1 pseudogene is annotated in these 265 nt (G+C 43.8%); it reads right to left on the bottom strand.

Features of this window, described 5'->3' with window-relative positions:
• Window positions 1-265 (bottom strand): annotated as a pseudogene (locus SB725_RS31780) (aspartate--tRNA ligase); the annotation flags it as partial.

Below are 265 nucleotides of genomic sequence, written 5' to 3'. Positions count from 1 at the left end.
CGACGAATCGCTGACGTTGCCTTGGCACTGAAAACCATACGCTCTTGCATTTGCGGACGACGCATATCAAGATAACGATACTTTAGACGCAAGTCTTCAGATACGGTCGTTTTTTCGTCATTCAATGGGAATGGCGGTGTTTCAGATTTAGCCAGTACTTCAATTTCTTTGCCCAATAGCTCAATCTGGCCACTGGTCATATTATTATTTTCAGTACCTTCATAACGACGACGTACACGGCCAGTTATCTTTAGCACGTATTCAG

This window comes from Pseudomonas sp. SIMBA_041, from assembly GCF_046535095.1.
In the GTDB taxonomy this organism is placed as follows: Bacteria; Pseudomonadota; Gammaproteobacteria; order Pseudomonadales; family Pseudomonadaceae; genus Aquipseudomonas; species Aquipseudomonas mucoides.
The sequence above is the reverse complement of the archived record's forward strand: the minus strand, read 5'-3'. Positions and strand labels throughout refer to the sequence as shown.